Raw genomic sequence first — 25607 nt, 5'->3', positions numbered from 1 at the left:
TCTAATTTTTGAGATAGCGCTCTTTAATGATATGAATGTGATGCTTCTGGTGTCCGCACAAGATGAATGGAATCACCCTTACTGAAAACGGTCCGCCGCTAGCTTGTCCTGTGTTGGTCAATACCTGATCAGCAAAACTTTTATAAAGAAAAATACTGGAAGATCTAACTACCTCATATTCTTCTAATAAATCTTTGATAGATCGCTGATTTGAAAAACATTGCTCTGCATAATGATTTTCATCATAACCTGGAAGTTCTGTAAAATCTTCTCTTGCAAACCTTAAAGCACGATTGACAAAAATGCGCTCAGTATCTATAAGATGCTGAAGGATTTGTTTTGGAGTCCACTTTTCTGGTTCATAGCGGAATTCATGTTTATTTAGAGGAATAGCATTAAAAAAGTCAATTAACTCACTTTGCTGTTCTAAGGCTTCAAAAAGTGTTGTTTTTGAAGAAACCCTATTAAGATATAGATCATAATAGGGTTTGTATTCTTTATTTGAAATATCTTGTTTGCTTGTCATTTATTCAACACGTTTCACATATTGACCGTCTCTTCTGTGTTTTTCTTCTCTGAGTAAAGCCAGTTCCCTTCCGGTTTGGCCTTGGACTGAAGAATTTTCCTGAGCTCTTCTAATTAAGTAAGGAATTACGTCTTTAATGGGGCCAAATGGCATAAGCTTTATGGCATTAGCATTTTCTCGTCCGAGATTAAAACTGATGTGATCACTCATGCCATATAGCTGACCAAACCAAATTCTATCGTCTGATAAGTGAAGATCTTTCTGATTCATCAATTGAAGAGCCATATAACTGCTCACCTCGTTGTGTGTCCCTATAAATTGTGAAATATCTTCAACATTGTCAATGCAGTAGCACATCACCGCATTAAAGTTGACATCTGTTGCTTCCTTGTCTTCACAAATTGGTGTAGGATAACCATGCTTTTTTGCTCTCGCATTTTCTTTCTCCATGTAAGCTCCGCGCACAGTCTTAAAACCAAGCTTAAACCCTTCTTCCTGGGCTCTTTCATGAATAGCTTTAACATAGGACAAACGATCCCAGCGGTAACATTGTAAAGTATTAAATATAATCGCTTTTTCTTTGTTAAATTTTCTCATCATGTCTTCAATGAGATTATCTGCAGCATCCTGCATCCAGCTTTCTTCAGCATCGATAAGAAGTTTGGTATCATAGTCATAAGCTGCCTGACAAACCTTTTCAAATCTGGCCTTTATTCTCTCCCATTCTGATTGTTCCTCATCGGTAAGAGTATCATTTGCAGTAACTTTTTCCCAAATTTCAAAACGGCCCAGACCTGTAGGTTTGGCAACAGCAAATGGAATTTCTTTCACACCAGAAGCATATTTTATAATTTCAATTTTGGTGTTTGCGGCTTTATCAAACTCTTCCTCAGACTCTTTGCCCTCTACTGAATAATCTAAAACAGTATAAACATTTTCTTTGTGCATTTTTTTGACAAGCGGCATACAATCATCTTGACTTACACCCCCGCAAAATTGTTTAAAAATTGTAGCTTTTACTAATGGTTCAATGGGAAGTTTTATATTGAGTGCAAAATTTGTTAAGGCTGTAGAAACAGGAACAAAATAGGGCACATTCATCATTGAAAAAAGAAACAATGCACGTTTTAAATCCTCATCAGATTTTAGAACAAAGGCATGCTTTGTATCATTAAATATTTTAGTGTCGATCATAGTTTTTAAATGTGGTCAAATATAGTTATTGATGTACTATTTTTGCATATTCAGTAGTCAATTCTAATAATCTTAACACAGCTAATAAGGATGAACACCCTACAATTAGAAACTTACAAGATAGCTTTTCAAGATACAGCTTACATCGAGTTAAATAAGCTCATCAAATCTCAATCTTATTCTTCTCTATTTATTTTGGTAGACTCCAATACTCATGAGTTTTGTTCCAAATTTCTTTCAGAAAAAATTGAAGCTGATGTCAATATAGAGTGGATTGAAATTGAACCAGGGGAAGAACATAAAACCATACAAACGTGTAACGAAATATGGAAAACACTTTCTGAGAACGGTGCAGACAGAAAATCTTTGCTTATTAATCTTGGTGGTGGCATTGTAACAGATATTGGAGGGTATGCTGCTTCCTGTTTCAAAAGAGGTATCGATTTTGTTCATATACCTACCACACTATTAGGAATGGTTGATGCAGCTATTGGCGGAAAAAACGGTGTAAATCTCGATAGTTTAAAAAATCAAATTGGCATCATAAGACCTCCAAAATTGGTCATGGTTGACGTAGGTTATCTGGCCACACTTCCTCAAGAAGAAATGAGAAGTGGTCTTGCCGAAATGCTTAAACATGGATTGATTGCCAATGCAGAGGACTTCTTTGCTTTTGAAGATTTGTCTCAGTTCCAAGTGGAGAAATTACCTGAACTAATTCGAGACTCTATAAAAGTGAAAACAAAAATTGCTGAAGAAGATCCATTTGAAAACGGACTAAGAATGGCCCTAAACTTCGGCCATACTTTAGGGCATGCGATAGAATCCTATCATATGGAGTCTTCAGAAAAAGCAAAATTACTTCACGGAGAAGCTGTTGCTATTGGGATGATTTTGGCCTTAAAGCTATCTGTTGAAGTTCTTGAATTCAATAGCACAAAATGTGATAAAGCAAGTCAGGTTATAAAAACATATTTCAAAACTGTTGTGTTTTCTAAGCACGACATCACGAATATTAAAACATATCTTAAGCACGACAAGAAGAATTCTGCTGGTAATATCAATTTTGTTTTATTGGAAGATATTGGTCAGCCAAAGATCAATTGTAAAGTCAGTGATGACCAAATAAAAAAGGCTTTTGCATATTACAAAAGCCTTTCCTAAGAATTATTTATGTTAATCTAGCTTAATGCAGCCTGAGGTTCTGAGCGCTCAATTGACTCTGAATTTGCTAGGTAACGTTCTGCATCCAATGCTGCCATACATCCAGTTCCTGCTGCGGTGATGGCTTGACGATAAACTTTATCCTGAGAATCTCCACATGCAAATACACCTGGATAATTGGTATTTGTAGTTTTTGGTTTGGTGATAATGTAACCTACGTCATCCATATCCAAATATCCTTTAAATATGTCGGTGTTTGGTTTATGTCCAATTGCGATGAACAAACCTGTGATTTTAATTTCATCTTTCTCACCTGTTTTATTGTTTATAATTCTTAAACCTTCAACAACCTGATCTCCTAATACTTCATCAACTTCACTGTGATAGCGTAGATCTATATTTTTTGTATTATCGACTCTATGTTGCATAGCTTTAGAAGCTTTCATTTCTCCTTTTCTTACCAACATAGTCACTTTAGTACAAATATTGGCAAGGTAAGTTGCCTCTTCACAAGCGGTATCTCCACCACCAACGATTGCAACATCCTGACCTTTGTAAAAGAAACCGTCACAAACCGCACAGGCAGAAACTCCTCCGCCTCTTAAACGTTGTTCACTTGGTAAACCAAGATATTTTGCGGAAGCACCTGTAGAAATAATAACTGTTTTTGCTTCAACCCAAGTTTTATTATCTATTTGTGCCTTATGGATACCACCAACTTTATCTGACAATTCAACTTTGGTTACCATGCCTATTCTGACATCGGTTCCAAAACGCTCAGCTTGTTGTTGTAACTCGACCATCATCTTTGGTCCATCAATTCCATCTGGATAACCAGGAAAATTATCAACCTCTGTTGTGGTCGTAAGTTGACCACCTGGCTCCATTCCTGTATAGATTACCGGATGCATGTCTGCTCTAGCAGCATATATCGCTGCAGTATATCCAGCAGGACCTGAACCTATGATAAGACATTTTATACGTTCTATATTCTCTGACATAACTTTAAATTTTATACAAAGATAGCAAGTTTTTTAGGATACTTATAGATGATTAAATTCCTTGTTAACATATAACTATAACGAGATCTTATTAAAAATGAGTAGTTATGTTTGAACAAAAAATTAAAATGAAATTTTCTTAAAGACCCAAGACAATAATAAACTTGACTTAATTTAATAAATTTGATTAAAATCTTACCAGATGAACAATGAGCTTTTAAAGCAGCTTGAAGAAAAATATAAAGCCCTAGGAGAAAATCCTGATAATTATCTCAAAGGACTTTTGTATTCAAAACCAGTGAATTATTGGGATTATATTGAGGTTGATACTCTGTTATCTTTACAAAAACCTAAAACCCATTTTGAAGACGAAACTGTATTTATTGTTTATCATCAAATTACAGAGCTTACTCTAAAGCTCATGATCCATGAGATCAAACAGCTTTTAGAAATTAAAACCTTTGATACTGAAAGTCTTTTTATTGAAAAAATAAGAAGACTTGTAAGATACACCGATATGCTCATTACTTCATTTGAAGTAATGACTGATGGGTTGGATTATAATGACTATAACAAATTCAGAATGTCACTCACTCCGGCTAGTGGAATACAAAGTGCTCAATTTCGATATCTGGAAATAATGTGTACGCCTCTTCTAAACCTTGTTAACAAAGAAGGTTATAAAAGGCTTTCTGAACAACCTTCTGTAGATGAAATTTTTGATAACATCTACTGGAGAGATGCAGGTTATAATAGAGAAACTGGTAAAACCTCTCAAACCTTGATGGCTTTTGAGCAAAAATATTTACAGAGTTTCAAAGAACTCACAGCAGAGGTCACTGGAAATACAGTCTGGGAGCAGTTTCAAAAATTTGAAAAGCCTTCTGATAATTTAATTTTCAGAATGAAAGATTTTGATCATCAATATAACGTGAAATGGCCCAAAACACATCTCAATACAGCTAAAAAGTATTTAGAGAAAAAAGGGGAAACTAAAGAAGGTACCGGAGGATCTCCATGGAAAAAATACCTTCACCCCAAACACCAGCAGCGTAGTTTTTTTCCTGGCTTATGGAAAGATCTAGAAATCTTAGATTGGGTATAATATTTGCTATTTTTGTAATATGAACGCATTGAAAATTATTAGTTTCATTCTGGTACTTAGCTTTTATCAAATAAAAGCTCAAACTGACTTTGAAGTTTTCGAGATAAGACCAATTGTGTCATTAAGTCTTAACTCAGATCCTTTCAGCGTTATTACAGTAGGTAAAGAATTCAATCTACCAGAAGTCAATATTTTTAAGGATAAATTTGCAGAACGCCCAGAAGTAAACATGGTTGCAGCTGCAAATAGAAAAGCTTACCGAGCTCAACAACAGCAAGAACAGCAATTCTCTTTTGTAGAAAGACAGTCGGCTATGTTTGGAAACTTTAAACCGAAGTTTGATAATACTTCTACATCTCCATGGTCACCCTCTTACCATCAACAGCCCATTTATTCCGATCTAAACCGCATAAAGAATTCAGCTTATGAAGATCTTGGTGACAAGTTCGGCAGAATGTCTCCATTCTATCAACTTTCTCCTTACAGAAGAAGTTCAAGTCCAATGTTTTACTTAAGCAGATAAATTACTTAGTTAGAAAAATTCCAACGCCATTTTCAATGGTAATTTGACGCTCTTTGTACAAAGTTCCAATTGCTTTTTTGAACGCCTTTTTGCTTAGATGAACAGTATCATAAATCAACTCAGGTTTGGATTTATCGTGTAGGGGAAGAAAACCGTCTTCGGTTGCTTCCAAGACTTCCATAACTTTTTGAGCATTTGGCTCAATACCTCTATAACCAGGACGCTGAAGAGAAACATCAATTTTATTATCAGGTCTAATCTTTTTGATGATTCCTTTAAGACGATCCCCTGTTTTCAAATCTTGAAAAACTTCATCTTTATAAAGTAATCCTATATGAATTTCATTTATAATCACATTATAACCCATGTCTGTAGGGTTAGTTACAATTAAATCCACCTCATCAAAATGTTCAACCGTCAAGATAGAATTATCAACAAATTTATTCACACGACTTGAAGCAACAAGACGATTCGTTTGCTCATCCAGATAACAAAAAATAAGATATTGCTCTCCTTTAATCATTTTATAGGCTTGTTCCATGTGCGGAACAAAAAGGTGTTTTTCTAATCCCCAATCCAAAAAGGCTCCAAAATCATTGCTATCCACACAAGTGAGATAAGCAAATTCATCGAGCATGACCTTTGGCTCCAGGTTTGTAGCTACTGGTCGTTCGTCAAAATCTAGATAGACAAAAACTTCAATTTCATCACCGATTTCGAAATGGCTAGGTTTATATTTATTGGGAAGGAGAACCTCTTCATCCTCTTCATTTTTCAAAAATAATCCTGGAGGAGTGTCTCTGTCGATGGTCAAGGTATGCTTTACGCCTAAGTCTAACATTCAAAAATAATTTAGAATGCAAAAGTAATCAATTTTAAAATTGAAACTAGCTTAGTTTGAAGCGGACTCTGTTGTTTTAAAATTTAAAACCGACTGAAAGTCAATATGTTTTCTTAGATAGTCAAAATACCCTAGAAGCACTTTATCATTTTCCAATCTTGGTGTGAAGATTTCAATCAATTGTGGAGAATCATTTCTCTTAAAAAACAAAGGTAATTCTTTGTCAACCTCTTCTAAATCATATGCTACTGTATATTGTAGTTGATACATCTCACACAATTGTTTGGCATTAAGGTTATGTGTCGTTTCAAAATAATTTGCAAAATAGTTTTCATCTTTGTTCCCAGGAAGGATTCTAAAAATACCTCCACCGGCATTATTGAGGAGTATGATCTTAAAATTTTTAGGTATGTAGTTATTCCAAAGCGCATTGGAATCATAGAAAAAACTAAGATCTCCAGTCACCAAAGTCGTTGGTTCCTGGCTGGCAACTGCATAACCGATAGCAGTAGAAGTACTTCCATCTATACCACTTGTACCTCTGTTGGCAAAAGCTTTTATTTCACGTCTGGAATCAAATAAATTTGCATAACGAATACTGGAACTGTTAGCAAAATGAACTGTTTCATCTTGAGGCAAGTGTTCAAATAAACTATAGTAAAAAGCAAAATCAGTAAATCCGATTTCATCCTTATAATATTTTCTATATTCTAGAGTTTTCAATCGGATGGCATTCCAGCTTTCAAAATAGGAAGACTCAATCTTATTTAGTGATGAATTGGCTTTTTCAAAAAAAGAATTGACAGAGGTTTCAAAATGCTGAGTCAGGCAGAAAAAGGTATCGTTAGCTTCTCTAGGATCAATGTGAAAATGCTTTTTAGGCTTAAATTGTCTTAGAAATTTTTTAATCTTTTTGGATACAATCAAACCTCCAAAAGTAATAAGCATGTCTGGCTGTAGAGCCTCAAATAATTTTTCAGTATTTTCTTCTGATTCGATTGGAGCTAAAATTGAATCTATATTGGTAAAGAAATTCCTATCAGAAATATTGGAAGTGATCTCAGTCATAACGATGATGGACGGGTCGTCTGAAAGCAACTTGAGAACGTTTTTATCAATTTTTTCATCCAGATTTACCCCTACCAAAACCAGTTTTTTGGACGAAGTATTCCATGATTTTATAAAATCGGAAGAATTGATTTCAGCATTCTCTGGTTTCAAAGACTCTAATTGGGGAATTATAAAATCCAACTGATCTGTTTTATTGTAAAGTGGCTCATCAAAAGGAGCATTGATATGGACTGGCCCCTGATTCCAAATAGCGGTTTGAAGTGCTTTGTGAGTTTCTTTTGTGTTAAAATCTAAAATAGATTGGTCTTCAGAATTGTGAAAATCAGACTTTAAGTTGGCCGAATATAAAATATGATTGCTAAAAACATCTGGTTGTCTAATAGTTTGCCCATCCCCAACATCAATTAAGTGTGGGGGCCTGTCCGCAGATATCGCTACCAAAGGCAAATTACTGTAAAATGCTTCAGACACTGCTGGATAGTAGTTTAATAAAGCAGAACCGGAAGTACAAACCACAGCCACAGGGGCGTTAAAACGCTGAGTCATGCCTAATGCAAAAAACCCAGCACAACGCTCATCCACAATACTGTAAGCGTTTATTTTGGGATGATTCGCTAATGTTATCGTTAAAGGCGCGTTTCTGGAACCAGGTGAGATTACCACATGCTCTATGCCATTCAAAACACAAAGTTCGACTATTAGTTGAGCTGTTGGTATGCTGGAATAGATCTGATTCATAATACAAAAATAAGATGGGGGATTTCTAAATAGCTATAGTCTTACGATTTCTTATAGCACTTTTAACATGGTCCTAGATTTATTGACTGTTTCTGTCCATTCATCCTCAGGATTACTGTCTTTTGTAATGCCGCCACCCACATATATATTGATTTTTCCCTCTGCATAACTCATACAGCGCAAGTTAACGTACAAATTGGAAGCCCTTACTATAGATTTATAAGCTTGATTTTCTTGATTTCTGGTTCTACTCGATCTTTGATTATGATGCGGCATGTTGAGCTCTCCAAAATATCCAGCATAGAACTGTCTTTTATAATTTTCATTAGCCTTCAAATATTGGTAAGCCTTTTCTTTAGGCAAACCACAAACTGCTGGAGTAGGATGTAATTCATTTAACAAATCGCCCAAGTTAGAAGATTCCAAAGTCGCCGTTATGTCAGTTCTCAAATGCAGAAGTTCCCCTGCTTTATCTGTTTTTCGCTCAGAAACCTCAAGTGTTTTAGTATGCTTTTTTAGTCCATACACAATTTCATCAGTCACGATTTGTTGCTCATCCAGTTCCTTTTCAGTCCAGTCTCTGTCCTCCCCTACCCGCTTTGTCCCCGCTAGCGCCATAGTTTTAAACTGCGTTCTGTAAGTTTTAGCTAGAAATTCCGGAGATGCTCCCGCCCACAATCCAACTTCAGGATGAAACCAAACATAAGTAAAAGCTTCAGGGTAAAACTTTATCAATTTCAGCAACAATTCAACCGGATTATGCAAATCATAGTCAGCAGAAATCTTTCTGGAAACCACAATCTTTCTTACTTCATCAGCCTTAATTAGATCTATCGCATCGGCTACCAGTTTTATATAATCATCTTTTTCTTCAGGATTTTCTTTTATACTGAATGTGCTTTGCGATTCCACTTCATAATCGATGAGCTCAAACTTTAAAACTTCAGAAGTCGCTTCTGGGAACACGATGGGTTGGGATAAAGGCTCAAAAGCTGAAAATACAAATCCTGCATCGTCATAACGCTGAAGGTGACGTAACTCTGAATCCTTTGAAAAAAAACAGCGGACGTCATTTGCATTTGGAAGATGATAGGCCACAAAAGGTAATTGTGAAGACCAGGCCTCCTCAATATGTTCCCGTAAGTTTTGCATTAGCTTGCTTTAGGTAAAGCTATGGTGGTTAACTTTACTGCTGAAATTAGTCTGTTCTCAACATCTGTCAATTTAATGTCCCAAACTTGAGTCGTCCGCCCTTTATGAATAAACTTTGCAGTAGCAAAAACATTACCATCACTCAAACTCCTCACGTGGTTTGCAGAAATTTCCAAACCACGAATCATGAATTTTTGAGTGTCCAAAAAAACAAAACAAGCGGCGCTTCCTACACTTTCTGCGAGAGCTACCATGGCTCCTCCGTGTAGAACTCCATCTGGCTGATGTACTTTTGGTGTTACTGGCATTTTTGCAACGAGGAAATCCTCACCTACATCAACGTAGGAAATATCAAGGGTTTCCATCAATGTATTTTTGGTATAAGCATTACACTGCTCTAATATCTTTTGTTTATCCATTTTCAAAAGTTGAATAAACAAAATTACGAAAGCAAAGCCATCACTGCTATTAATACAGAATATTTTAAAAGACTTTTATGGAATTTAGTTTAGATTTACTTTTAAACTCTATTTCAAAAAGATTTGAAATAGCTTTCGGAGATTTTTCCCTGAATAGTAAAGCGATTCTTGTGTCTATATGAATCGGAATTGTAATTCGGAAACCATTTCCACAAAAAACCACCTGCGAACCAATCTTCATCCCAAATACTTTCATGTAAGCCTTTTAATAAATTAAGCTGCGCTGTTTCATTGCCTGAAACTTCTTTTCGTGAAGAATCCCAAGGCTCTTTGCCAGCAAAATCAATACTTCTATAACCGTATTCAGTAAAAAGTATTTTAGAATTATAATCTTTAGAAAAGGACTTTAAAGTAGCTTTCAATCCATGCCAAGCAAAATTGACTTTCTCTACACTTGGAGTTTTATTTTCAGAAATTGGAAAATAGGCATCAATTCCAATGTAATCTAAACTATCCCAAAATATAACATCTTCATATTTATCCCAATTTTCAGCATAAGTAAGCTTTCCAGAATAAATGGATTTCACTTCTTCAATAAGCTTACACCAAAATTCTGGTCTTTCCGAAACAAAACTGTTCAATTCTGTTCCTAGACAAAAAAGCGAAACTTTATTTTTTTCAGCTATACTGGCAAATGTTAGAATATAGGCTTTGTAATTCTCTTCGAATTGGATCCAATCTATCTCGGAAGTCATTGCAATACTGCCTGTAAAAGCTCCGCTTCCAATCCAGATATGAGGCTTTATCATAACTTTCAATCCTACTGCTTGTAGGGTCTTCACATCAGACTCTATTCCTGTAAGGGTTTCTCCTGTCCATTGCCTTTTGGTATCAAAATATAATTGAGCTTTTTCTGCTCTAGGCATGAAAGCATAAGGCATTACGGCTATATAATTACTTCCAATATCTCGAAGGTCTTTAGCATTGGCATCAGTTATAGTTGTTTTTGAAGCAACCATGGTCATCCCATTAATTTTAGTTGTGGACTTGTCCTGAGCAAATACCAACAGAAAATTGTTGAGTAAGAAAAATATTACTAGATAAAGTCTTGAAAATTTCATGTCAAACAAAATTAAACATTTACTTTGGGTTGAAAATTTTAAAATTTTAAGTGAAGTGAGTCTTACTAAAAAAGTTGATTATGAAACCACAAACACCTACTCTACACTTAACACGCTTACTACGGATACCAAAAACATCTGGATAGCCTGCCACGGCATTGGTTTTTTGAGTAAATTTTTTATCGGTTATTTCGAAAATCTTGACCCAGAATTGAACTACGTCATTGCACCACAAGCACCATCAAAGTATTATCAAACCAAAGCCTATAAATATGTCGGCGCCTCATGGCTTACCAAAGAAAATAGAGAACAGGAGATTGAAAATGTTCTGAATTATCTGGACGCAATATTACAAACAGAAAAATTACCTAAGGATAAAAAAATTATTCTTTTCGGGTTTTCTCAAGGAGTTTCTGTCGTGACACGTTGGCTTGCGAAACGAAAAGTCAATTGTGATCATTTGGTGATACACTCAGGGAGCATACCGACAGAATTTGATGCAACCAGCTTCGCTTATCTACCCGACTTAAAAACATCCATCATCTTTGGAAATGAAGATGAATATCTATCAGAAGAAAGAATACGGGCTCAACTCCAACTTGCACTGAGTATTTTTCCTAATGCTCCAGAGATCATCAAATTTGATGGCAAACATGTAATGCATCCTGAGAGTATCAAGAAAATTTCTGAAATGTAAATTAGTAGAAATTGTTTTTTAATTAAGAATAATCGAAAGGATAGTCTTGCATAAAATTTAGTATTTGATGCTTATGATTTCTATTGGTCGTCGTTCTTCGCCAAGTTTAAAATCAAACTTATCGCCTTCTTTTTTTGAAGTTATCGCTTTGGCCAACGGAGACCTAAATGCTATCTTTTTCTGCTTTATATTGGCTTCATCTACTCCAACGATTTTGAACTCTTGTAAATTCCCATTCATTTTAAACTTTACCGTGGAACCAAATCTAACTTCATTCTGATTTTGACTTTTAGGTTCAATTATTTGAGCAGTTTTCAATCTTTCTATCAGCAATTTCAGTTTCCCATCTATTAAAGATAATTCTCGTCTTCGCTCAGTTTCATCTTTTACCTCAATTTCTACACGTTGCTTTTCTAGAGAAATCTTCTCTTCATTTAAGAGCTCTATGCCGTGTGGAGTCACGTAATTTATTTCATTATCTGGCAATGATGCTCTAGGAGGAATAACTATTGGTTCTTCCTGATCACTTTCTTTTACAAATCCTCTACTCATACGTGTATTTTTAAAATTATCTAACTCTGAAATATATAAATGTAGGCTTTAGAACTTATTTATATTGAAATCTCTAAAAGGTACTTAACCCGTTTGTTGATAAAATCAAGGCAAACCTTCGATATAGACTTAAAAAATAAAGCTGTACAAAATGAAAATTTCATTTTTGTACAGCTTCACCTAACAAACTAAATAAACAACCATGAACTTACTTCAGGTCTCTTTCTGGAGGATATTTCTCCATTATTTTATTTACTATTTCATTAATCTTTTCTTCTTTCTTATCCATGTCCAAACTTAAAATCCCAGTACCTAAACCTTGCCAAACCAATTCATTTTTTCCAGCATCTATTAAATCAACATAAAGTGTTCCTTCAATATTAGATGAAACTGTATTGAAACCTCCAGGTCCCCAGAAATATGGATTCCATCCCCAACCGTATCCGAAATTATTCTGATAAATATTTACATTTTCTCTAGTTTCAGTAAAAATACTTACCAACAAATCAGGGTTAGTTGTTTTTACCATTCCTTTAGCTATCAATTCTCTTTCAATAGCTCTTAAAATTCTTTTTTTATCTAAATCTGAAATCTCTGCAGCATCAATTCCTGGCTTGTAAAACGCAAAAGAATTATATAAATTAAAATCTATTTCTTTATCGTAATCTGTCGCGACTTTTATTGAGGAACAAGAAGTGAATGAGATTATCCCTATGAAAATTAATGTTACTTTTAATAGTTTCATGTTTTTAATATTTTAATTGTTTAATCTCAATTTATAATTATTTAAACAATTAGTATGCCGTTTGTAGTAATTAGATAAATCTAATTTTAATTGTTGTGTTTTTTCTTATCATAACCGTATGGACAGTGTCTGCATCCACTTTTACAGCAATAGCCTCTTTTTAAATGATATTGTTCTGTAAAACACCTGTAACCTTCTTTCGTTAAATAAAAATCACCTTCCTCGAGCGGAATTTGCTTCTTAAAATAATTCATCTATCAAATTTAATTAAACCTTTCTTTAAATCGAAGATAAGGCTTTAATTTTGAGTTTTATTTTAGAAGATACTATGAGTTCAATTTCTTTTTTTGAAAAAAACTATAATTCTGTTACAGAGCATATTGGGGTTTTTCATGGAATTGATTTAAGTGTTAAACGTGAAGATCTGATTCATCCCATAGTTTCAGGAAATAAGTTTAGAAAATTAAAGTATAATTTACTTGAGGCTCAAAAAAGAAAAAACTCAAAAATATTGACCTTTGGAGGAGCCTTCTCCAATCATATTTCAGCGACAGCAGAAGCGTGTTCTATTTTAGGTCTTAAATCTATTGGAATAATTCGTGGAGAAGAACTAGGACAGAATATAGAGAACACCTTGTCTACTAATCCAACATTAGCTTATGCTCATCAAAAAGGAATGCAATTTATTTTCGTTTCTAGAAATGATTATAGAGATAAAGAAAATATACCTGAGGTAAAATCACTGATTGAAAGGAATCCTTCAATTTTTATAATTCCTGAAGGTGGGACAAATCTTCTTGCTATAAAAGGATGTCAGGAAATTTTAGAAAAAGACGATGATTTTGATATGGTGTGTTCATCGGTTGGGACTGGCGGAACTCTTGCTGGGCTAATTGAAGGTTCTAAACTTCATCAACATTGTATAGGGTTTAGTGCTTTGAAGGGAGATTTTCTTCAAAAGGAAGTATCAAAATGGACACAAAGAACTAACTGGTCATTTCAAAATGATTATCATTTTGGAGGCTACGCAAAAGTAAATTCAGAATTAATTCAATTTATTAATGGGTTTCAACAGGATTACAACATCCCCCTCGACCCTATCTATACAGGGAAGATGTTTTATGGCATTTTTGACATGATTCAATCTGGGTTTTTTCCTAAAAATACTCGTATTTTAGCGATTCATACTGGTGGACTTCAAGGTGTCGAGGGTATGAATCGAACTTTAAAACAAAAAGGATTACAAACCATTAATCGCTTATGAAATACACTTTCGCTTTCAGCTTTTTGTTTCTGATTATAATGATGTCTTGTGGAACATCAAAGAAAACGAAAACAGCTTTAGTAGAAAAAAATAGAGATCAATATTCAAAATCTCAAATTGAAAAAAAACAATCCCAACCCTATAGATATGTTGATTTGGAAGACCACTTGGATGATGACATCCAGGATGTTGACCTGAGCAATCTCAATGCAGTTGAGCTTTATATCTACAATTATGCTGGAATCGCACAGGAAGAAATGAGGTTGTACGGTATTCCTGCGAGCATTACTATAGCTCAAGGGATTCTTGAGTCCGGCTCTGGGAATGGGAATTTAACCCAGCGTTCCAACAATCATTTTGGAATAAAATGCAATGGATGGGAATGGGAAAAAGTGTATCACGATGATGATGAAGCTCAGGAATGCTTCAGAAAATATATTGACCCTCAATACTCATTTAGAGATCACTCTTTATTTCTATTTGAAAGAACCCGTTATAGTTTCCTATTTGATTATGACAGCGACGATTACAAAGCTTGGGCCAGAGGCTTAAGAAAGGCTGGGTATGCAACAGACCCAAGATATCCTGAAAAATTAATAAGCCTAATAGAGCGCTATCAACTTAACGAGTTTGACAGAGCCGTTTTAGGTAAATCAGCAAATATTCCTTTGCCTAAACCTAAAAGATTGATAAGCACAGGAACAGAATATTACAATGTAAAAAAAGGAGATACACTTTATAATATTTCTGAAAAATTCGGCATCTCGGTTGAAGAATTGAAAGTAATTAATAAATTGGGTCATGACCTCATACAAATTGGTCAACAACTAAAAGTTAAAAATTGATATTATGATATATAAACGAAGTAGTGCATTATTTGATGAAGCCAAAAAATACATTCCTGGAGGTGTCAATTCTCCGGTAAGGGCTTTCAATGCTGTTGGAGGAGATCCAATTTTCGTTAAAGAAGCAAAAGGTGCCTACCTTCATGATGAAGATGGTAATAAATTAATAGACTATATCTCGTCTTGGGGTCCAATGATTTTAGGACATGCTTTTCCATCTGTAGTGGAGGCTGTAGTAGAAAAAACTAAACAAGGAACTTCGTTTGGAATTCCCACAGCATTAGAGACTAAAATTGCCAAACTTGCTGTAGAAATGGTACCCAACATTGATAAAATTCGATTTGTCAATAGTGGTACAGAAGCCTGCATGAGCGCAGTAAGATTGGCAAGAGGCTACACCAGAAAAGATAAGATTATAAAATTTGCAGGCTGTTATCATGGTCATAGTGATTCATTTCTGATACAAGCTGGAAGCGGAGCAGTAACTTTCGGAGAACCGAATTCACCAGGAGTCACCAAAGGAACAGCTAAAGACACACTTTTAGCAAACTACAATGACCTTGAAAGTGTGAAAACACTTATCAAAGAAAACGAAGGTGATATTGCATGTATCATTATAGAGCCTGTAGCTGGCAATATGGGATGCATTATTCCTGAAGAAGGCTTCCTGGAGGGTTTGAGACAACTTTGCGATGAAAATAATATTCTCCTGGTTTTCGATGAAGTGATGACTGGCTTTAGATTGGCTCCAGGTGGAGTACAAGAGCTTTTGAGAGTAAAAGCTGATATAGTTACTTTTGGAAAAGTTGTAGGTGGAGGACTACCTGTGGGTGCTTTTGCTGGAAAGGCAGAAGTCATGGATCACCTCGCACCAGATGGACCTGTGTATCAAGCTGGAACCTTAAGTGGTAATCCTTTGGCAATGGCTGCGGGTTATGCTATGCTGACTGAATTGAATTCAAACAAAGAGATTTTTGAAAGCTTAAGAAAAAAGACTGAGTATCTCCATGAAGGCATGAAAAAAGTCCTCGATGACGCAGGGATTGTTCATCAAATCAATAGAATTGGCTCTATGATTTCAATTCATTTTTGTGAAAACCCAGTAACTGACTTCAAGTCGGCTGCACATGGGAATAATAATAAATTCAAAACTTATTTTCATGGTATGTTGGATCGTGGAGTATATATGCCACCAAGTGCTTTTGAAAGCTATTTCTTGAACGATGCATTGTCTTATGAAGACATTGATCACACGGTGAAAGCTCTTTCTGAATTTGTTCACGAATTGAAATAATTTTTGATCAAAATTTTAGGAGTTTGGTTGGAAAAGTTAATTTTATCTAAACTAAAAAATTATTTCATGGAAACTTATCAAACTCAACCGCCCAAACCGAACAGCCATATGCCGATGGCTATTATTTCAACTGTAATTTCAGTGATTGCATGTAGTATTATTCCTTCTACAATCTTTGGCATCATAAGTATTGTTTATGCTTCTAAGGTAAATTCAAAATACAATATGCAGGATTATGAAGGTGCTGCAAGAGCTTCAAAAAATGCAAAAACCTGGTGGATAGTAACTATTGTATCAGTCGTGGTCCTTTTTATTATAGGCATAATCCTATTCACTTCTGCATTTGGAGAAGAATTTATGGATAAATTTATGGAAGAATATCAAAAAGAATTGGAAAAGGCTAATAGATAAATGCTGAGTAAAAATCATTTATTTTTGAAAATAAGCATACCCGTGGTCATTCTTGCTGCGGGTATATTTTATTATGCTATTAATCCAAGTACATCTGTATACACTCCAAAGTGTCCTTTTCATCTTTTAACTGGCTTTCACTGTCCTGGTTGTGGCTCCCAACGCGCTATTCATGAAATTTTACACGGCAATATCTGGATCGGTTTACAACACAACTTTTTAATCTTGTTTTTAATTATTATTGCTTCTTATAAAGCTTACACCTCTTTTATAAATGAATCTTCAGAAAAGAAAACTGAAAATCTTTTACAAAATAAAGTTGCACCTTGGTTAATTTTAGCTTTAGTCTTAGGGTTTTGGATCTTAAGAAACATACCTTTGGAACCGTTTCAAATTTTAGCGCCATAACGCAATATGATCATCTTACAAATCCTAGTCTTATTTATAAGTATTTCATTCTTTTTTTATGGGTTAGGGTGTTTTTATAGTCCTAAAATGTTTGAAGAATTCAAAAGGTTTGGATTAACTCCAGCTCAAAGGAAACTTACAGGTTTCTTCCAAGTACTCGGAGCAGTTGGACTAGCAGCTGGATTCTATTTCGAACCAATTTTAGGTTTTGTTGCTGCCACTGGACTTTCGGTTTTGATGAGTTTGGGATTTGGAGTGAGAATAAAAATTAAAGACAATTTTATTCTATCCTTCCCCTCCCTGTTTTTTGCCCTCTTAAATCTATTTGTAGCCTTCAGGTTTTATAGTTTATTCGAACTGTTTTAGATGAGTTCGAAGTACCATGGAATCGTAAAGCTGGAAATGATCCAAAATATCAAATTCAAAAGTAAACCTACCTTAAAAAAATCTCTGAATTTATAATTTCCTGCACTATAGACCATAGTATTGGTTTGATAACCAATTGGGGTCATGAAAGTAGCTGAAGCTGCTATCATCACGGTGACTAAAAAAGGAAGGACTTCAACTCCAGAAGTGTGAGCAACGGCAATAGCGATGGGGGTCATGAGTGCTGCAGAAGCATTGTTAGACATAACTTCGGTGAGCAGGGACGTTACCAAATACAATCCAGAAATCACGGCTATGATTCCATGAGGCTGCAGTTTATTCAATAAAGCCTCGGCAATTAAAATATCCAGTCCTGTTTTCGCGATAGCCAGACCCAAGCTCAAAGCACCGACTAGCAAAAAAATAATCTTCCAGTTGATGGCTTTATAGATTTCTTTCATACTAAGGATTTTGGCTAAAACTAAAATGATCACAGCACAAATAGAGCCTACCATTATATCCAGAATTCCAAGACTAGCCAGAACAACCATAATCGCAATGAGAGAGATCACGATTGTAAATTTCTTTTTATCAAATTCTGTGAGATGATTTTCAGATAATAATACAAACGGGGTATTTTGGCCAGCTTCCAGCTTGTTTAATTCTTTTACATAATGCGATTTTACTTCGGCTAGGATAACATCACCAGCGCTAAGTTTGACGTCGTATAAATCGTTATGTTGTATGTCTTCTCTGTGCTTTATGGCTAGTGGTATTGCTCTAAATCGCCTTCTGAAATCCAGTTCTCTCAACGTTTTTCCATGAATTTCTGAAGACGATGTGATCACCATTTCTACCAAAGCAGAATTTTTACCTGACAAATCATTATCACCAATTTTCAAAGGGGAAACCGTCAGTGTCTTAGTTTTTCCTTTCAGGGATTTCAACTTTTCCACATCACATCTTACCTTTAGAATATCACCTTCATTGAGTTCAAAATCTCCTGGAGGAAGTGTGAATTGGCTACCATTACGTCGCACTTCAATGATATCCATCTGAAATTCAATGACTAATTCAGAGTCCATAATTTTTTTTCCAATAGAAGTTGAATTTGATAACAACTCTACTAAAGTGATGTAATTATTCACTTCGAACTTATCTTTCAGGTCTTTGGTGCGTCTGGTTTTTGGAAGAAGCTTAATGCCCAGAATTGACATATAAATCACTCCTACTACTAAAAGGATTCCAGCTACAGGAGTCATTTGAAACATTTCTACAGCTTTTTCTCCTTCCTTTTCAGCAATACCACTTACCAAAATATTTGTTGACGTACCAATGAGCGTGCACATTCCTCCAAAAATAGAAGCAAAAGAAAGTGGTATTAACATCTTCGAGGGACTTTGCCCTGAAGTATGAGCGATCTGAATAACTACTGGTATAAAAACAGCAACTACAGGTGTATTATTAACGAATGCAGAAATAATCGCAATCATAAACATCATCATTAAAATTCCACTGTTGAAATTGTATCTGAATATATTAGACAAGCGATGAGCTAAGACTTGAAGAGCTCCTGTCTTGAGTAAGGCAGCGCTCAAAACGAACATAAAAGCAACCGTGACGGTAGCTTTATTACTAAAACCTTCTACACCTTCTTGTGGCGTAATCACTCCTGTTAATACTAAAATAATCATTATCGAGATAGCGACAAGATCGATAGGTAAAGCTTCAGTAGCAAATAGAATGATAGCGAGAATAATGACACAAATAGTAATTATAGCGGCAGTGGTCATTGAACATATTTTTGCCAAATATATAATAGTCTACCAAATCTATAGACTTTATATAAATAAATTTTTACCGAATAATCTGAGGTTAATTCAATATTATCTTTAATAGGGTATATAAGAAAACTGCAATAGTGAAAATTGGATTTTCAAGGCCTCACAGATTTTAAAAAACTATGAGGTCTACACACTTAAAAAAGTATGCTTCAATCTTGTACCAGAATCATGATTTTAAATAGGATAGGATTATTTATAAATGAGAGATTAAATTACTTTCTCGTTTAATAATTTCACTCAGACTTGCCTGTTTAAGAAGTTCCACAGTCTTCTGTTTGACCTCAAAAAACACATCACGAATTCCGCAAGTCTCTTCATCCTTGCATTCTTCGCAACGTTCGTAATATTTGTAAGTCACACAAGGTAAAAAAGCAATGGGCCCATCAAAGAGACGCATCACATCAGCTAAGTTGATTTCTTCTGGATCTTGAAGAAGAAAATAACCACCACCTTTACCCTTTTTGCTCGCGAGAAGCCCTGCTTTTTTTAGACTAAGCAATATAGATTCTAAGAATTTTCTTGGAATACGTTCTTTTTCAGCGATCTCACTTATGACTATTGGTCCTTCCCCAGTTCTTTTAGCTAAAAAAACTAAGGCATTGATAGCGTATTTTGTCTTTTTGGATATCATTTCAACAAATATATCATTATTCAACTTTAAAAAACTGAAATTGAAATTGTAATTTGCATCTTCAATTCCACAATAACAAACATGTCCTTAGAACTGATTCAGAACAGCCTTTCACACCTAAAAACTTATTTTGGTTATGATAGTTTCAGAAAGAATCAGTCTGAAATTATTGAACATGTTCTTAATAAAAACGATGCACTTGTCGTTATGCCCACAGGTGGTGGAAAATCGATGTGTTTTCAGTTACCAGCTTTAGAATTTAAGGGAACTACTCTTGTCATTTCACCGCTTATCGCTCTGATGAAAGATCAGGTAGATGGCCTTAAAAGCAATGGAATTGAAGCAGATTTTTTTAATTCTACACAGACTCCAGAGACTCAACAAATCATCAAATCTAAAGTCGCCAATAAAGAACTTAAACTCCTGTATACTGCTCCGGAAAGCCTATCCGGACTTCAGGAAATATTAAATGAAAACTATATTAGTTGTGTTGCTGTGGATGAAGCACATTGTATATCGTCATGGGGTCACGACTTCAGACCTTCGTATCAGCAGTTAGGTTTTTTAAAAAGATCTTTACCCAACACACCGGTTTTAGCTTTGACGGCAACAGCAGATAAAACCACAAGAAAAGATATTTTAAAGCAACTCAGCATTCCGAAAGCAAAAGTGTTTCTTTCTTCATTCGACAGAGAAAATATTTTTTTGGAAGTCAGATCTGCAAGCGAGCGCATGAAACAAATTGAAAATTTCTTGCTCAAAAGAAAAGATGAAGCAGGAATTGTCTACAGCTTAAGTCGGAAATCCACTGAAAAACTGGCAAAAGACTTGACTCAAAAAGGCTTTAAAGCCAAAGCCTATCACGCCGGCCTAGATTCTGAAACAAGATCTAAAATTCAGGAAGAATTTGTTTACGACAAAACCCAAATCATCTGTGCTACGGTTGCTTTTGGGATGGGAATTGATAAATCAAATGTGCGCTGGGTAATTCATTATAATATGCCCAAAAACATAGAAAGCTATTACCAGGAAATCGGCCGTTCTGGAAGGGATGGCCTTACCGCCAATGCTCTAATGTTTCATTCGTATGCCGACGTTATTCAGTACAAACGTTTTATCGAAGATGGAAAAAATAAAGAAGTTCAGGAAGCTAAGCTGGAGCGAATGAAGCAATTTGCTGAAGCTACTTCCTGCAGAAGAAGAATTTTACTAGGTTATTTTGGAGAACATCTCACTGAAAATTGCGGGTTTTGTGATGTATGTAAAAATCCACCACGATTTATAGATGCTAAAGTAATAGCACAAAAAGCGCTTTCTGCTGTCGCAAGGGTAAAGCAAAAGGAACCCATTAGTGTCATTATAGATATTTTGAGAGGAGCCAAAAATGCTGGCATTTACGATAAAGGTTATCAAGAACTCAAAACTTTCGGAATCGGAACTAACATCAGCTGGAAGGACTGGCAACATTATATATTACAGCTTATCAATTTAGGCTACATCGAAATTGCATTCCACAGAAAAAATGCCTTGGAGTTTACGCCTTTAGCGAAAAAAGTACTTTTTGAAAACGAACAAGTTTGGCTTACTAAACCTAAGGCCGATCAGCCTGGATTTATAGAAAGTAGAAAGACTACAAAAACTTCCAATTTATTCAATCAGTTAAAGCAATTGAGGATGGAAATTTCTGTAGAAGAAAATATTCCTCCTTATCTTGTTTTCAATGATGCAACACTCAAGGAAATAGAAAGAGAAAGGCCTCAAAGCGAACAAGAATTCAAATCTATAAGCGGTGTGAACAGTTTGAAAGCTGAAAAATATGCAGATGAGTTTATTTACGTAATTAAGTTATTCAACAAGAAAAAGAGAAAGAAAAAAGTATCTACCTATGATGAAACTTACGAACTTTATAAAGGAGGAAAAAGCATTGATGAAATAGCTAAAGAACGAAATCTAAAATCTACGACTATAGTTTCACATTTATGCACCTTAGTAGCCAAAGGCAAACCCTTAGATTTAAGTGAGCTCGTATCAAATCCTGAATTGAAAATGGTAGAAAATTGTCTTAAAAGCATTACTCATGAAGGAGCTTTAAAACCTATTTATGAAGCTTTAGATGAAAAATTGAGCTATGAGAAAATAAGATTGGCACTAGCCGTTTTGGAAAAGTAATTATTCGTTTTTAACAATGACTGTACTCGCTTTTACGCCAGTCAACAAATTCCACACATTTCTAGATAATAACTTGGAACCATCAATGATTTTTAATTCCGCTGTATTTGGACCAGCATCTCCTTGATTGAGAGCTATAAATTCAATTTTATTAAAACCTATTTCAAGTGGTATAGTAATCTCTTTGTAAGCATTTTCCAAAAGTAAGTTTTGAACAATGACTTGGCCATTTACCTTGATCTGTACTCTATCACCATCAAACATCATATGATCACGACAAATGAATGTCATTTTATCTGATGAGGTTACAAAGTCACCAAGATTCATATCCTCAGCCCACTCCTCTTTCATGCCTTTGTTTTCATCTTCAGGCTTCTTGTTAAGCTTATCTGTCCAAATTTCACTTGGATTTGTATACTGAGTTTTGGGTTTGAAATCTACACCTTCTTCATTTTTAGCAAAAACATCTTTGACTTTGCTTCGATTAGGAACGCCAAGTCGACCGAAACCTGAGCTAGAATTCGAAGATTTGAATTTTGGATTATTGATCACTTCTGACCCTCGGGTTGGAAAATCCCGATTTTGAGCATTAAGCACTATCGAACTCAATAAAAACAGTGAAAAAATATATTTAAAATAACTCATGTTAACAAATATAATAAACAATAAGCATGAATTGTACCACACACCAAATCTTTATTAAATAATTAATACTGAAAGGCTTGGAAGTTTCCATGATGAGTTTTAGAAATAGCTAATGTCTTATTTGGTAAATTCAAAACTGGAAGACCTTCTCTTGTTTTGGTGAGTTCTGGATGCGATTGTAGATTCAATTCTGGTTTTAGTTTTTGCAAAAAATCAGATGCAGAGCCAAAAAATCTTTGCTTTGCTCGGGAATTAATCACTTCAGAATAGATAAATTCTTCAGTTTGAATTGTTTTCGTGAAAAGTTGATGGGCTTTGAAACTAACTTTACCAGAGTCTGAATCCTCAAACTGACAAACAAAAGCAAATGGATTAAAAACAGTTTTAAATTGAAATTTTCTTTGAAAGGCTTTATAGACGCTTTCCTTCATCGTCCAGATTCTCCAAAAGGTTGTGATTGCATTTGAGCTCGAAAATACAAGTTCAATTTCTTCAGGTGAACAAACTTTTTCAAGATATCGCGGTCGGAAAATATTAGAATCCTGATTTGCTTTGTTTAAATCAACAATGTCGTTTCCGATCATTTTTGAGAAAGTTTCTTCTGAATCACCTCAACTGTTGCTTCTACTTTAGTCATTTTTTCCATATCGTCATTTTCAATTCGGATATCAAATTCATCCTCCACATCTAGGACAATATCTACCAAATTGGCCGAATTGATTTCAAGGTCGTTGATGAAATCTGACTCTTTTGATAATTTTTCGAAATTCTCTTGATTGTTGATATAGGGCTTAACTATAGTTTTTAGTCGTTCTTGAATAGCTTCAGAAGTCATATATTTTTGAAAGCAATTTACTAATTAGTTTTTATAATCAAGTCTCAAAACATCAAGCTTTCCGCTATCAAATTCAGAATAGAGAAAAGCAAAAATCTTAATTATTCTTGTTCAATTCTTGTTTACTTCTAAAACTCTCAAACAAAAAGTTGATGCCTGTCATGATCAATATTAAAGATAAAGTCCCGGCCAATATCCACTGCCAGGCCGGAGCTTCGCTGTGCTTCATGAATCCACTTTCTACCAACGCAGAAAGTCCGAAACCCAGCAAACCAGTTCCTAATCCGCCAAAAATCCAATAGCGCTTTTTGAGTTGTTGTTTATTCATTTGTATACGATTTTAAAATGACACAGGCGTTGACATCCCCGAATCCAAAACTAGCTTTTGCTAATAGATTTATCTTTTTTTCAATAAGTTCTCTTGGAATTTTTTCTTCATCGATTAGTTTCACAATATCAGGATGAATCGTTTCACAATTTAGATTTGGAAACATAAATCCATTTTTAATTTCCAATACAGAACTCACCAGTTCAAGACTACCGGCCGCCGCCAAAGCATGACCAACATGGCTTTTTAGTGAATTGATATATGGGAATTCTTTTCCTGAAAGCCTTAAAGCCTGCGACCAATTCTTAATTTCAGTGGCATCCATAGCTGTCGCAGTCAAATGTCCGTTAATAAGGTCAATTTCTTCTGAATTTACTTCTGCATCTATTAATGCTTGCGATATACAGCTTTTAACCGCCGTGGAGTTGGGAGCCGTCATACTTCCTTGTTCTCGCTGACCACCTGAATTGACATGTCCGCCTAAAACTTCGGCATAAATGTTTGCGCCTCTTTCTAAAGCAGATTCCAAACTTTCCAACATTAATGCCCCTGCCCCACTTGAAGGCACAAAGCCTGAAGCTGACTCCGACATGGGCTGAGACGCCAATTCTGGAGTATCATTATATTGATAAGGTAAAATTCTTAAGGCATCAAAACCACCCCAGACATAAGGTCCGGAGTCACTGCAACTTCCTACCAGCATGCGCTTAGCTTTGCCGTATTGGATGCGTTCATGACCCATCAATAAAGCTTCAGTTCCTGTTGTACAGGCCGAGGAGTTGGAAGTCACCTGATTCCCACAGCCCAGTTTTCCGCATAAAAAGGCACTGATTCCACTCGCCATCGTTTGTAAAACGCTAGTACTCCCCAATCTTCTAACTTGCTTGTCATCGATTTTATGGAAGGCTTCTCTCAATTTCTCAACGCCAAGAACACCTGTCCCGAAAATGATTCCTGTATCTGTATCGAGTTCATCCCCAATTTCCAGTTGAGCATCTTTCCAGGCTTCCTGACCAGCAATTCCTCCATAAATTAATCCCGACGCCAAAAGACCGCGTTGTTCTAAAGCTGTGAAGTTGTTGTCCAAAACTTCCTGAGTGACTTTTGGCATACCACCAATCTGACAACTAAAATTTAAATCTTTTAGTTGCTGGTGAAATTCAATCCCGCTTTTACCTGCTTTTATAGCTTGCTCAAACTGAGAAAGACCAGTAGCGTTAGGAGCAACGATTCCCATTCCGGTGATAACGACTCTTCTTTTTTCCATAGCTAAGGTAAAATAACTCCGGCCAGCTCTCCGCGAAGTACTAGGTTTCCAGACACATCAAACATCTTGACGGAGACTTTCAATTTATTAAATCTAAAATATATTTTTTCTGCTTCTACCACCACTTTATCTCCAGGTAAAACTGGTTTTAAAAATTCAACATTGGTAGACGTCATGGCCAATTTCACTTGCTCAAGATCAATATCTCTTTGTTGAGATAAAAGGTAAAACCCAAAACTTGCCAAACCAATTTGAGCGGCACATTCAGTCAAAATTACTCCTGGCGTAATGGGATTATTTTTGAAATGTCCTTTATAGAACCAGGACGAAGCTTTGAAGGTATAACTTCCTTTTATAGAGTCCTCGGAAACTTCATCAATGCTTTTTACATAAAGAAAAGGCTCCTGATAGGGTAATTTCGAAATGATTTTGGATGATTTCATGCGTTGAT

General features: G+C 35.3%; 30 protein-coding genes. 11 read left to right on the top strand and 19 right to left on the bottom strand.

Annotated elements, in window-relative coordinates; translation table 11 throughout:
* Position 1: 1 nt before the first annotated feature.
* Both LB452_RS04670 and LB452_RS04665 read right to left on the bottom strand, forming a co-directional pair.
* Positions 2 to 526, bottom strand: coding sequence for a DinB family protein (locus LB452_RS04670; RefSeq protein WP_224460565.1), 525 nt, complete (start codon positions 524 to 526; stop codon positions 2 to 4).
* Positions 527 to 1720, bottom strand: a complete 1194-nt coding sequence (locus tag LB452_RS04665) for a proline dehydrogenase family protein (RefSeq protein ID WP_224460564.1) — start codon at positions 1718 to 1720, stop codon at positions 527 to 529. It lies immediately after the preceding gene.
* A 90-nt stretch (positions 1721 to 1810) separates the two neighbouring features.
* On the opposite strand from LB452_RS04665, the gene aroB reads away from it, so the two are divergent.
* Entirely contained in the window at positions 1811 to 2884 is a 1074-nt protein-coding gene (aroB, locus tag LB452_RS04660; RefSeq protein ID WP_224460563.1) for a 3-dehydroquinate synthase, read from the top strand.
* Between the two features lie 17 nt (positions 2885 to 2901).
* Here the strand turns inward: aroB and trxB are convergent, their stop codons facing one another.
* Positions 2902 to 3885 (bottom strand): thioredoxin-disulfide reductase, encoded by a 984-nt coding sequence (gene trxB / locus LB452_RS04655; RefSeq protein WP_224460562.1) that lies wholly within the window; start codon positions 3883 to 3885, stop codon positions 2902 to 2904.
* Between the two features lie 202 nt (positions 3886 to 4087).
* On the opposite strand from trxB, the gene LB452_RS04650 reads away from it, so the two are divergent.
* Positions 4088 to 4990 carry a tryptophan 2,3-dioxygenase family protein gene (locus tag LB452_RS04650; protein ID WP_224460561.1) on the top strand — a complete coding sequence of 301 codons (903 nt, stop codon included), beginning with the start codon at positions 4088 to 4090 and terminating at the stop codon, positions 4988 to 4990.
* 19 nt (positions 4991 to 5009) lie between these two features.
* Entirely contained in the window at positions 5010 to 5513 is a 504-nt protein-coding gene (locus LB452_RS04645; protein WP_224460560.1) for a hypothetical protein, read from the top strand.
* Position 5514: 1 nt separating this feature from the next.
* Here the strand turns inward: LB452_RS04645 and LB452_RS04640 are convergent, their stop codons facing one another.
* The 5 genes from LB452_RS04640 to LB452_RS04620 form a co-directional block, all read right to left on the bottom strand.
* Positions 5515 to 6354, bottom strand: coding sequence for a CvfB family protein (locus tag LB452_RS04640; RefSeq protein ID WP_224460559.1), 840 nt, complete (start codon positions 6352 to 6354; stop codon positions 5515 to 5517).
* Between the two features lie 51 nt (positions 6355 to 6405).
* Positions 6406 to 8163 carry a 2-succinyl-5-enolpyruvyl-6-hydroxy-3-cyclohexene-1-carboxylic-acid synthase gene (gene menD, locus LB452_RS04635; RefSeq protein ID WP_224460558.1) on the bottom strand — a complete coding sequence of 586 codons (1758 nt, stop codon included), beginning with the start codon at positions 8161 to 8163 and terminating at the stop codon, positions 6406 to 6408.
* Positions 8164 to 8214: 51 nt separating this feature from the next.
* Entirely contained in the window at positions 8215 to 9315 is a 1101-nt protein-coding gene (locus LB452_RS04630; protein ID WP_224460557.1) for a chorismate-binding protein, read from the bottom strand.
* Positions 9315 to 9734: a PaaI family thioesterase gene (locus LB452_RS04625; RefSeq protein WP_224460556.1), complete on the bottom strand. Its 420-nt coding sequence runs from the start codon at positions 9732 to 9734 to the stop codon at positions 9315 to 9317. The genes LB452_RS04630 and LB452_RS04625 overlap by 1 nt, the downstream gene beginning before the upstream one ends.
* Positions 9735 to 9847: 113 nt before the next feature.
* Positions 9848 to 10855, bottom strand: coding sequence for a glycoside hydrolase family 113 (locus tag LB452_RS04620; protein ID WP_224460555.1), 1008 nt, complete (start codon positions 10853 to 10855; stop codon positions 9848 to 9850).
* Here LB452_RS04620 and LB452_RS04615 point away from each other — a divergent pair.
* Positions 10854 to 11552 (top strand): alpha/beta hydrolase, encoded by a 699-nt coding sequence (locus LB452_RS04615; protein WP_224460554.1) that lies wholly within the window; start codon positions 10854 to 10856, stop codon positions 11550 to 11552. The genes LB452_RS04620 and LB452_RS04615 overlap by 2 nt on opposite strands.
* A 57-nt stretch (positions 11553 to 11609) precedes the next feature.
* Here the strand turns inward: LB452_RS04615 and LB452_RS04610 are convergent, their stop codons facing one another.
* From LB452_RS04610 to LB452_RS04600, 3 genes are all read right to left on the bottom strand, one after another.
* Positions 11610 to 12104, bottom strand: a complete 495-nt coding sequence (locus tag LB452_RS04610; RefSeq protein ID WP_224460553.1) for a GreA/GreB family elongation factor — start codon at positions 12102 to 12104, stop codon at positions 11610 to 11612.
* A 208-nt stretch (positions 12105 to 12312) separates the two neighbouring features.
* On the bottom strand, positions 12313 to 12849 hold the full coding sequence (locus tag LB452_RS04605) for a DUF4136 domain-containing protein (RefSeq protein WP_224460552.1): 537 nt from the start codon (positions 12847 to 12849) through the stop codon (positions 12313 to 12315).
* Between the two features lie 86 nt (positions 12850 to 12935).
* A complete protein-coding gene (locus LB452_RS04600) occupies positions 12936 to 13103 on the bottom strand; it encodes a DUF5522 domain-containing protein (RefSeq protein ID WP_224460551.1) in 168 nt (55 codons plus the stop codon).
* A gap of 74 nt (positions 13104 to 13177) precedes the next feature.
* Here LB452_RS04600 and LB452_RS04595 point away from each other — a divergent pair, with 74 nt between their 5' ends.
* From LB452_RS04595 to LB452_RS04570, 6 genes are all read left to right on the top strand, one after another.
* Positions 13178 to 14113, top strand: coding sequence for a 1-aminocyclopropane-1-carboxylate deaminase/D-cysteine desulfhydrase (locus LB452_RS04595; protein WP_224460550.1), 936 nt, complete (start codon positions 13178 to 13180; stop codon positions 14111 to 14113).
* Positions 14110 to 14958, top strand: coding sequence for a glucosaminidase domain-containing protein (locus LB452_RS04590; RefSeq protein WP_224460549.1), 849 nt, complete (start codon positions 14110 to 14112; stop codon positions 14956 to 14958). The genes LB452_RS04595 and LB452_RS04590 overlap by 4 nt, the downstream gene beginning before the upstream one ends.
* Before the next feature lie 4 nt (positions 14959 to 14962).
* Positions 14963 to 16252 (top strand): glutamate-1-semialdehyde 2,1-aminomutase, encoded by a 1290-nt coding sequence (hemL, locus tag LB452_RS04585; protein ID WP_224460548.1) that lies wholly within the window; start codon positions 14963 to 14965, stop codon positions 16250 to 16252.
* A 66-nt stretch (positions 16253 to 16318) separates the two neighbouring features.
* Entirely contained in the window at positions 16319 to 16663 is a 345-nt protein-coding gene (locus tag LB452_RS04580) for a CD225/dispanin family protein (protein WP_224460547.1), read from the top strand.
* Between the two features lie 24 nt (positions 16664 to 16687).
* A complete protein-coding gene (locus tag LB452_RS04575; RefSeq protein ID WP_224460546.1) occupies positions 16688 to 17071 on the top strand; it encodes a DUF2752 domain-containing protein in 384 nt (127 codons plus the stop codon).
* A gap of 6 nt (positions 17072 to 17077) precedes the next feature.
* Positions 17078 to 17437, top strand: coding sequence for a DoxX family protein (locus tag LB452_RS04570; RefSeq protein ID WP_224460545.1), 360 nt, complete (start codon positions 17078 to 17080; stop codon positions 17435 to 17437).
* Here the strand turns inward: LB452_RS04570 and LB452_RS04565 are convergent.
* Together LB452_RS04565 and LB452_RS04560 are read right to left on the bottom strand one after the other, a co-directional pair.
* Complete coding sequence (locus LB452_RS04565; RefSeq protein ID WP_224460544.1) at positions 17434 to 19230, bottom strand: SLC13 family permease; 1797 nt, start codon at positions 19228 to 19230, stop codon at positions 17434 to 17436. The genes LB452_RS04570 and LB452_RS04565 overlap by 4 nt on opposite strands.
* A gap of 244 nt (positions 19231 to 19474) precedes the next feature.
* Entirely contained in the window at positions 19475 to 19912 is a 438-nt protein-coding gene (locus tag LB452_RS04560) for an RrF2 family transcriptional regulator (RefSeq protein WP_224453814.1), read from the bottom strand.
* 81 nt (positions 19913 to 19993) lie between these two features.
* Here LB452_RS04560 and recQ point away from each other — a divergent pair, with 81 nt between their 5' ends.
* Complete coding sequence (gene recQ / locus LB452_RS04555) at positions 19994 to 22081, top strand: DNA helicase RecQ (protein WP_224460543.1); 2088 nt, start codon at positions 19994 to 19996, stop codon at positions 22079 to 22081.
* Here the strand turns inward: recQ and LB452_RS04550 are convergent, their stop codons facing one another.
* The 6 genes from LB452_RS04550 to LB452_RS04525 all read right to left on the bottom strand — a co-directional run bounded on the left by LB452_RS04550 (position 22082) and on the right by LB452_RS04525 (position 25599).
* Entirely contained in the window at positions 22082 to 22726 is a 645-nt protein-coding gene (locus LB452_RS04550) for a hypothetical protein (protein WP_224460542.1), read from the bottom strand. It lies immediately after the preceding gene.
* 62 nt (positions 22727 to 22788) lie between these two features.
* Positions 22789 to 23310, bottom strand: a complete 522-nt coding sequence (locus LB452_RS04545) for a 4'-phosphopantetheinyl transferase family protein (protein WP_224460541.1) — start codon at positions 23308 to 23310, stop codon at positions 22789 to 22791.
* The gene (locus tag LB452_RS04540; protein ID WP_224460540.1) at positions 23307 to 23561 is read right to left on the bottom strand and encodes an acyl carrier protein; all 255 of its coding nucleotides are present in this window, start codon (positions 23559 to 23561) and stop codon (positions 23307 to 23309) included. Before LB452_RS04540 ends, LB452_RS04545 begins: the two co-directional genes overlap by 4 nt.
* Positions 23562 to 23658: 97 nt before the next feature.
* Positions 23659 to 23889 carry a hypothetical protein gene (locus tag LB452_RS04535; protein WP_224460539.1) on the bottom strand — a complete coding sequence of 77 codons (231 nt, stop codon included), beginning with the start codon at positions 23887 to 23889 and terminating at the stop codon, positions 23659 to 23661.
* Positions 23882 to 25156: a beta-ketoacyl-[acyl-carrier-protein] synthase family protein gene (locus tag LB452_RS04530; protein ID WP_224460538.1), complete on the bottom strand. Its 1275-nt coding sequence runs from the start codon at positions 25154 to 25156 to the stop codon at positions 23882 to 23884. Before LB452_RS04530 ends, LB452_RS04535 begins: the two co-directional genes overlap by 8 nt.
* Positions 25157 to 25158: 2 nt before the next feature.
* Complete coding sequence (locus LB452_RS04525; protein ID WP_224460537.1) at positions 25159 to 25599, bottom strand: 3-hydroxyacyl-ACP dehydratase FabZ family protein; 441 nt, start codon at positions 25597 to 25599, stop codon at positions 25159 to 25161.
* Positions 25600 to 25607 lie beyond the last annotated feature (8 nt).

Source organism: Psychroflexus longus, assembly GCF_020164595.1.
Taxonomy (GTDB): domain Bacteria; phylum Bacteroidota; class Bacteroidia; order Flavobacteriales; family Flavobacteriaceae; genus Psychroflexus; species Psychroflexus longus.
Note: the sequence above shows the minus strand (reverse complement) of the source record. Positions and strands in the feature narration are given on the sequence as shown.

What these genes read in the sequence shown, in the direction of transcription:
- LB452_RS04670 (WP_224460565.1), bottom strand. Translation starts at nt 526, where the DNA reads ATGACAAGCAAACAAGATATTTCAAATAAAGAATACAAACCCTATTAT.
- LB452_RS04665 (WP_224460564.1), bottom strand. Translation starts at nt 1,720, where the DNA reads ATGATCGACACTAAAATATTTAATGATACAAAGCATGCCTTTGTTCTA.
- aroB (WP_224460563.1), top strand. Translation starts at nt 1,811, where the DNA reads ATGAACACCCTACAATTAGAAACTTACAAGATAGCTTTTCAAGATACA.
- trxB (WP_224460562.1), bottom strand. Translation starts at nt 3,885, where the DNA reads ATGTCAGAGAATATAGAACGTATAAAATGTCTTATCATAGGTTCAGGT.
- LB452_RS04650 (WP_224460561.1), top strand. Translation starts at nt 4,088, where the DNA reads ATGAACAATGAGCTTTTAAAGCAGCTTGAAGAAAAATATAAAGCCCTA.
- LB452_RS04645 (WP_224460560.1), top strand. Translation starts at nt 5,010, where the DNA reads ATGAACGCATTGAAAATTATTAGTTTCATTCTGGTACTTAGCTTTTAT.
- LB452_RS04640 (WP_224460559.1), bottom strand. Translation starts at nt 6,354, where the DNA reads ATGTTAGACTTAGGCGTAAAGCATACCTTGACCATCGACAGAGACACT.
- menD (WP_224460558.1), bottom strand. Translation starts at nt 8,163, where the DNA reads ATGAATCAGATCTATTCCAGCATACCAACAGCTCAACTAATAGTCGAA.
- LB452_RS04630 (WP_224460557.1), bottom strand. Translation starts at nt 9,315, where the DNA reads ATGCAAAACTTACGGGAACATATTGAGGAGGCCTGGTCTTCACAATTA.
- LB452_RS04625 (WP_224460556.1), bottom strand. Translation starts at nt 9,734, where the DNA reads ATGGATAAACAAAAGATATTAGAGCAGTGTAATGCTTATACCAAAAAT.
- LB452_RS04615 (WP_224460554.1), top strand. Translation starts at nt 10,854, where the DNA reads ATGTCAAACAAAATTAAACATTTACTTTGGGTTGAAAATTTTAAAATT.
- LB452_RS04620 (WP_224460555.1), bottom strand. Translation starts at nt 10,855, where the DNA reads ATGAAATTTTCAAGACTTTATCTAGTAATATTTTTCTTACTCAACAAT.
- LB452_RS04610 (WP_224460553.1), bottom strand. Translation starts at nt 12,104, where the DNA reads ATGAGTAGAGGATTTGTAAAAGAAAGTGATCAGGAAGAACCAATAGTT.
- LB452_RS04605 (WP_224460552.1), bottom strand. Translation starts at nt 12,849, where the DNA reads ATGAAACTATTAAAAGTAACATTAATTTTCATAGGGATAATCTCATTC.
- LB452_RS04600 (WP_224460551.1), bottom strand. Translation starts at nt 13,103, where the DNA reads ATGAATTATTTTAAGAAGCAAATTCCGCTCGAGGAAGGTGATTTTTAT.
- LB452_RS04595 (WP_224460550.1), top strand. Translation starts at nt 13,178, where the DNA reads ATGAGTTCAATTTCTTTTTTTGAAAAAAACTATAATTCTGTTACAGAG.
- LB452_RS04590 (WP_224460549.1), top strand. Translation starts at nt 14,110, where the DNA reads ATGAAATACACTTTCGCTTTCAGCTTTTTGTTTCTGATTATAATGATG.
- hemL (WP_224460548.1), top strand. Translation starts at nt 14,963, where the DNA reads ATGATATATAAACGAAGTAGTGCATTATTTGATGAAGCCAAAAAATAC.
- LB452_RS04580 (WP_224460547.1), top strand. Translation starts at nt 16,319, where the DNA reads ATGGAAACTTATCAAACTCAACCGCCCAAACCGAACAGCCATATGCCG.
- LB452_RS04570 (WP_224460545.1), top strand. Translation starts at nt 17,078, where the DNA reads ATGATCATCTTACAAATCCTAGTCTTATTTATAAGTATTTCATTCTTT.
- LB452_RS04565 (WP_224460544.1), bottom strand. Translation starts at nt 19,230, where the DNA reads ATGACCACTGCCGCTATAATTACTATTTGTGTCATTATTCTCGCTATC.
- LB452_RS04560 (WP_224453814.1), bottom strand. Translation starts at nt 19,912, where the DNA reads ATGATATCCAAAAAGACAAAATACGCTATCAATGCCTTAGTTTTTTTA.
- recQ (WP_224460543.1), top strand. Translation starts at nt 19,994, where the DNA reads ATGTCCTTAGAACTGATTCAGAACAGCCTTTCACACCTAAAAACTTAT.
- LB452_RS04550 (WP_224460542.1), bottom strand. Translation starts at nt 22,726, where the DNA reads ATGAGTTATTTTAAATATATTTTTTCACTGTTTTTATTGAGTTCGATA.
- LB452_RS04545 (WP_224460541.1), bottom strand. Translation starts at nt 23,310, where the DNA reads ATGATCGGAAACGACATTGTTGATTTAAACAAAGCAAATCAGGATTCT.
- LB452_RS04540 (WP_224460540.1), bottom strand. Translation starts at nt 23,561, where the DNA reads ATGACTTCTGAAGCTATTCAAGAACGACTAAAAACTATAGTTAAGCCC.
- LB452_RS04535 (WP_224460539.1), bottom strand. Translation starts at nt 23,889, where the DNA reads ATGAATAAACAACAACTCAAAAAGCGCTATTGGATTTTTGGCGGATTA.
- LB452_RS04530 (WP_224460538.1), bottom strand. Translation starts at nt 25,156, where the DNA reads ATGGAAAAAAGAAGAGTCGTTATCACCGGAATGGGAATCGTTGCTCCT.
- LB452_RS04525 (WP_224460537.1), bottom strand. Translation starts at nt 25,599, where the DNA reads ATGAAATCATCCAAAATCATTTCGAAATTACCCTATCAGGAGCCTTTT.